Genomic DNA, 6,062 nt, shown 5'->3' with positions numbered 1-6,062 from the left:
GCTTGCCCGCGAAGAACGATAACGCGGTATTCCTGATGGACCGAGGCGTCTGGTTCGCCGGCAAGCCTGGCTCCTACAACGGGCGGTGATTAGTGCACGACCGAGTTGGGCGGCAAATGCCCGAGCCGTTCGGTCAGGCGAATCCGCTGGATTGGATCGTCACTGAGCAGCAATGCATGCTCCAGGTCAAAGCGCTCGGCATTCGGGCAGTCCAGTCGTTGGTAGAGGCTGGCCCGGGCCAGATAGTCGGAGGCGCTGGCGTTGCCCAATTCAAGCACGCGCTCGGCGTCGACCAGGGCGTCGATGTAATCATCGTTCGTGAGGTACAACTGGCGCAGGTTACGAGACAGTCGCTGCAGCATCTGCACCGGTTCGGCGGTCAGTAAATGCTCGGCGCCGAGCTGCATGTTCGGGCCGTACTGGCGTTGCAGCAGTTCGCGGCAATCATTGGGGTACAGCCGTCGCCCGCCGCACGGGTCGAGCAGGTGATCGGCGCCTTGCACCCGCAGCAGGAAATGCCCGGGAAAGTTGACCCCGACCATGGGAATCTCCAGCCTTCTAGCCAGTTCCAGCGCAATCAGGCCCAGCGCCAGCGGCTGGCCCCGCCGACGCTCCAGCACTTTATTGAGTAACGCCACTTGCGGGCGCAAGGGCATGGAGTCGTCCTTGGCGAACCCCAGGTCATTCATTCGCCGCAGCAATGGTTGGGCCAATTCACTCACCGGCAGCATCGGCAACCCGTAGCTGACCCGCTGTTGCAGGTCCTTGAAATTCGCCAGCACCGTCTCGGGATCCAGCTCTTTATCGTGCTCGGCGGCGATCCATAGCGCCGCCTCGAACAGCGCGGGCGGTGATCGTTGCAGGCAGTCGAAAAAACGTTGGCGCGGGGTCATCAAAATCTCCGGGGAATGCCTCGTTTTAGCCCCGTCACAGGCTTTCGTCCAGTGCTGCACACAGGTGGTAACAGGTTATGTCCGAAAGCGTTCAAAGCGGCGCCGCTTATTCCGGCGCGCTTCTGCAATTTTTGTGCGCAAGCCTATACTGGCGACTACAAGAAGTGATTCGGGAGCCCTACGATGTTCGCTCTCATGCAAAGCACTCGCCTTGAATCGCTGCACCTGAGCGTCGATCCGGTCACCGGATTGAAGGCGGTGATTGCCATCCACAACAGCCGTCTGGGACCTGCCCTGGGCGGATGTCGTTACCTTGCTTACCCCAGCGATGAATCCGCGATCGAGGATGCTGTGCGCCTTGCCCAAGGCATGAGTTACAAGGCGGCCCTGGCCGGCCTGGCTCAAGGGGGGGGCGTCGCGGTGATTGTTCGCCCGGCCCATGTGGAAAACCGCGCCGCGCTATTTGAAGCCTTCGGGCGCTGCATTAACGAACTCGACGGTCGCTACATCACCGCCATCGACGCTGGTACCTCGGTGGCGGACATGGATTGCATCGCCCAACAGACCCAATTCGTCACCAGCACCACCGCTGCGGGCGACCCCGCGCCGCACGCCGCCATGGGTGTGTTTGCCGGTATTCGCAGCACTGCCATGGCCCGCTTGGGCAGCGATAATCTCGAAGGCTTGCGCATAGCCATTCAAGGCCTGGGTAATGTCGGTTATGCCTTGGCCGAACAGTTACACGCGGCCGGTGCCGAGCTGCTGGTCAGCGACATCGATCATGGCAAGGTGCAACTGGCCATGGAGCAGTTGGGCGCTCATCCCATCGCCAATGATGCGCTGCTCAGCACACCATGCGACATACTCGCGCCCTGCGGCCTGGGCGGTGTGCTTAACAGCAACAGTGTGTCGCAACTGCGCTGCGCAGCGGTCGCCGGTTCGGCAAACAACCAATTGATCCATCTGGAAATCGCCGATCAGCTGGAGCGCCGGGGCATTCTGTATGCGCCCGATTACGTGATCAATGCCGGCGGGTTGATCTACGTATCGCTCAAGCATCGCGGGGAAGAGCTGACAACCATTACCGCGCACCTGTCGAAAATCAGTTCACGGCTGACCGAAGTATTCGCCCATGCCCAGGCGGAAAAGCGCTCTCCGGCCCGGGTGGCGGATGAGTTGGCGGAGAAAGTGTTGTACCGGTGAAAAGTGTGAAAGGAGTGAGAGCCTATCCGGCCATTGCTCCCCGAGCCCTGCGTCACAAGCGTCGGGCCTGACAAATGCACGCCGACTCCCGCGTGCCAGGAGCCCTGTGATGCTTCACAAGGTTGAGCTTCCTTACACCCGATTTCTATCCCCTGACGGCCAGTTACTCGGCGATCTTCCCGACTGGGCCGACGACTTCAATCTGCTGACGCGCCTGTATCGGCAGATGGTCCTGACCCGCCTTTTCGATCAGAAAGCTGTCGCCTTGCAACGCACCGGGCGCATCGGCACTTACGCGCCGACCTTGGGCCAGGAAGCCATTGGTGTCGCGGTCGGCAGCCTGATGCACGCAGAAGACGTACTGATTCCGTATTACCGCGACACCGCCGTGCAGTTGATGCGCGGTGTGCGCATGGAGGAAATCCTGCTGTATTGGGGCGGCGATGAGCGTGGCAGCGACTTCGCCGACCCGGCGGTGGCTCAGGATTTCCCGATCTGTGTGCCGATTGCCACTCAGGCCCTGCATGCCTGCGGTGTCGCCAGCGCCTTCAAAATCCGTGGCGAGCATCGGGTCGCTGTCACAACGTGCGGCGACGGTGGAACCAGCAAAGGTGATTTCCTCGAGGCCCTCAACGTTGCTGGCGCCTGGCAGTTGCCGGTGGTGTTCATGGTCAACAACAACCAATGGGCGATCTCGGTGCCGCGACGAATCCAGTGCGGCGCTCCGACTCTGGCGCAGAAAGCCATTGGCGCCGGGTTCCACGGGGAGCAAGTCGACGGCAATGACATGCTCGCCGTTTATGACCGCGTGCAAGCCGCCCTCGAACGGGCGCGCCACGGTAAAGGGCCGGTATTGCTCGAATGCCTGAGCTATCGCCTCGGCGATCACACCACCGCCGACGATGCCACGCGTTATCGGTCGGCGGACGAGGTCAAGCAGGCCTGGCTCGAAGAACCGATCAAACGCCTGCAACGTTTCATGGCCGGGCAAGGCGTGTGGGACGAGGGCCGCGAACAGGCACTGATCAGCGAATGCCAAGGTTTGGTGCAGGGGGCTGTGGATAACTTTGAAGCGGCGGGCCTGCAGACACCGGAATCGGTGATCGATCATGTCTACGCCCAGTGGCCGCAAGCCCTGGCCGAGCAACGTGAAGATTTCCTTGAACGCGTGGCGTGCCGGACTGGGGGTTCGAGCGATGAGTAACGGCAAAGTGACGCTGCTGGAAGCGGTGAATCTGGCGTTGCATCGGGCCATGAGCGAGGACGAGAACGTCATCGTCCTCGGTGAAGACGTCGGGGTAAACGGAGGCGTGTTCCGCGCCACGCTGGGCCTGCGCGACACCTTCGGTTTCAAGCGGGTGATCGACTCACCGCTGGCCGAAACCATGCTCGGCGGGCTGGTGGTGGGCATGGCGGCCCAAGGCCTGAAACCGGTGGTGGAGATTCAGTTCATGGGCTTCATCTACGCCACCATGGAGCACCTGGTGTCCCATGCCAGCCGTATGCGCAACCGCACGCGCGGGCGGATCACCTGCCCGATGGTGATGCGCTCGCCGATGGGCGCAGGGATTCGCGCGCCGGAGCATCACAGCGAAAGCACCGAAGCCCTGTTCGCGCATATTCCGGGGCTGCGGGTGGTGATCCCGTCCTCGCCGGCCCGGGCCTATGGCTTGTTGCTCGCGGCCATCGACGACCCGGATCCAGTGATATTTCTCGAGCCGACCCGACTCTATCGAATGAACCCGCAACCGCTGCTGGATGACGGTAAACGCTTGCCGCTGGACAGCTGTTTCACCCTGCGTGAAGGCAGCGACATTACCTTGATCAGTTGGGGCGCCAGCGTAATGGAAACCTTGCAAGCCGCCACGCAATTGGCCGAACAGGGGATTTCTGCGGAAGTGATCGATGTCGCCAGCATCAAACCGCTGGATCTCGACACGATGGAAGCCTCGGTGCGCAAGACCGGTCGTTGCGTGATCGTGCATGAAGCGCCGCGCTCCTGCGGAGTCGGCGCGGAAATCTCCGCCAGTCTCTATGAACGGGTATTTCTGGAGTTGCAGGCACCGATCCAGCGAGTCACCGCGCCAGACATCCCGCCGCCGCTGTATCGACTGGAATCGCTGTACATGCCCGGCATCGAAGACATTCTTCATGCCTGCGACACCGTCATGCGGCACTACCCCTGAACAGACGCCTGAGGCCGAGGAGGTTGCGATGAAATATTTCAAACTGCCGGATCTGGGCGAAGGCTTGCAGGAAGCGGAAATCGTCCGTTGGCACGTCAAGGTCGGCGATACCGTCAAGGCCGACCAACTGCTGGTGTCGGTGGAAACCGCCAAGGCGCTGGTGGATATTCCCGCGCCCTACGACGGCGTGGTGGCGAAAACGTTTGGTGGCGAGGGCGACATTCTTCACGTTGGCGAACCTCTGCTCGGTTACGAAGGCGAAGCGGATGCGGGTACCGTGGTCGGTCGGCTTGAGGGCGGCGGCACGAATCAGGAGGATGCATTTTTCATCGGCGCTGCGCCTTCGACTCGTGAGCATCTGGCGAACCGTGCCACGCCGGCGGTGCGTCAACTGGCTCGGCAGCTCGGCGTTGAACTGAGCGGCTTGACGGGTTCCGGCCAGGACGGCCAGATCACCCGCAGTGACGTGGAAAACGCAGCCCAGACGGAACGCGAACGCTTCGGCGGCGAGAAGCTGCGTGGCGTGCGACGCAGCATGGCGCTGAACATGGCCAGGTCCCATGCCGAAGTGGTGCCGGTGACGATTTTCGGTGATGCCGATCTGCATCGCTGGGGGCAGGCGCGAGAACCGCTGATTCGCCTGGCCAAGGCGATGGCGGCGGCCTGCGCGGTGGAACCGGTGCTCAACAGCGCCTTTGACGGCAAAACCCTGGCGCTCAAGCAACACGAACGACTCGATCTGGGCATTGCCGTGGATACGCCTGACGGCTTGTTCGTGCCGGTATTGCGCGATGTCGGTCAACGCTCGGCGGCGGATTTGAAAGAAGGTGTGATGCGTCTGCGGGCCGATGTGCAGGCGCGCTCGATCCCGCCCCAGGAAATGATGGGTGCGACCCTGACCCTGTCGAACTTCGGCACCTTGTTCGGTCGCTACGCCAACCCGGTGGTGGTGCCACCGCAAGTGGCGATCCTCGCCGCCGGGGCGATCCGCGATGAACCGGTGGCGGTCGAGGGCGCGGTGGTGGTGCATCCGATCCTGCCGCTGTCCCTGACCTTTGATCATCGGGTGGTCACCGGCGGCGAGGCGGCACGATTCTTCAAAGCGTTGGTCGAGGCGCTGGAACAACCCGAGGTCTAGGTTGCAGGCATGAAAAAGGCCCTGAGCCATTTGACTCAGGGCCTATTCAATTCGGGCATTGCTTACTTTGGCGTCTTGGCGGCCTTGGCTGGCTTGGTCGGCTCAGCGCTCGCTACTTCAACTGGTGCAGCTACTTCAACAGGTTCAGTGGCTTTAACAGGTTCAATGGCTTCGGCGGGTGCATTCAGCAGTTCGGACAGAGCGTCCGGCTGGCTCTTGAATGCCTTGGCGAATACATCACGGTTTTTCGCCATGTAGATCCCGGCTTCTTCCACTTGCTGTTCAGTCAGGGACGGAACGGCTTTTTGCAACACTTCCGCCAGCAATTCGGCCAGTTCGAGCATTTTGTCATGACGGTCAGCTTCGGCTTTATCCATGAACAAGCGCTCCAGATCTCGGCTGCTGCGGTATACCACTTCGACGGCCATTCACCACCTCACATGCCTTCACATTAGTTGTCTGTTTCGACTACTGTATCTATATACAGCGAAAAGGATAAGCGAATCCCTGCGCTTTGGGTAGTGGCTTTTTAATGTAGACCGAATTCAGGGTTTGTCAGGTGGACCGTGTTGCTCCCATCGCGAGCAGGCTCGCTCCCACAATGGTTTTGTGAACGCCGCAGATCCCCTAATGAAATGGCTA

The 6,062-nt window shown here is 61.2% G+C and carries 5 protein-coding genes and 1 pseudogene; 4 read left to right on the top strand and 2 right to left on the bottom strand.

Features of this window, described 5'->3' with window-relative positions:
• Positions 1 to 89: 89 nt before the first annotated feature.
• Positions 90 to 893, bottom strand: a complete 804-nt coding sequence (locus PMI18_RS00130) for a SirB1 family protein (protein WP_007907943.1) — start codon at positions 891 to 893, stop codon at positions 90 to 92.
• Between the two features lie 183 nt (positions 894 to 1,076).
• On the opposite strand from PMI18_RS00130, the gene PMI18_RS00135 reads away from it, so the two are divergent.
• The 4 genes from PMI18_RS00135 (at position 1,077) to PMI18_RS00150 (ending at position 5,420) form a co-directional block, all read left to right on the top strand.
• Entirely contained in the window at positions 1,077 to 2,096 is a 1,020-nt protein-coding gene (locus PMI18_RS00135) for a Glu/Leu/Phe/Val dehydrogenase family protein (RefSeq protein WP_007907941.1), read from the top strand.
• Between the two features lie 109 nt (positions 2,097 to 2,205).
• On the top strand, positions 2,206 to 3,300 hold the full coding sequence (pdhA, locus tag PMI18_RS00140; protein WP_007907940.1) for a pyruvate dehydrogenase (acetyl-transferring) E1 component subunit alpha: 1,095 nt from the start codon (positions 2,206 to 2,208) through the stop codon (positions 3,298 to 3,300).
• A complete protein-coding gene (locus tag PMI18_RS00145) occupies positions 3,293 to 4,282 on the top strand; it encodes an alpha-ketoacid dehydrogenase subunit beta (RefSeq protein ID WP_007907939.1) in 990 nt (329 codons plus the stop codon). The genes pdhA and PMI18_RS00145 overlap by 8 nt, the downstream gene beginning before the upstream one ends.
• Before the next feature lie 28 nt (positions 4,283 to 4,310).
• Positions 4,311 to 5,420: a dihydrolipoamide acetyltransferase family protein gene (locus tag PMI18_RS00150; RefSeq protein WP_007907938.1), complete on the top strand. Its 1,110-nt coding sequence runs from the start codon at positions 4,311 to 4,313 to the stop codon at positions 5,418 to 5,420.
• Positions 5,421 to 5,593: 173 nt separating this feature from the next.
• Here PMI18_RS00150 and PMI18_RS00155 read toward each other — a convergent pair.
• A pseudogene (locus PMI18_RS00155) lies at positions 5,594 to 5,848 on the bottom strand (YebG family protein); the annotation flags it as partial.
• Between the last annotated feature and the right edge of the window lie 214 nt (positions 5,849 to 6,062).

The organism is Pseudomonas sp. GM102, assembly GCF_000282555.1.
Taxonomy (GTDB): Bacteria; Pseudomonadota; Gammaproteobacteria; order Pseudomonadales; family Pseudomonadaceae; genus Aquipseudomonas.
Note: the sequence above shows the minus strand (reverse complement) of the source record. Positions and strands in the feature narration are given on the sequence as shown.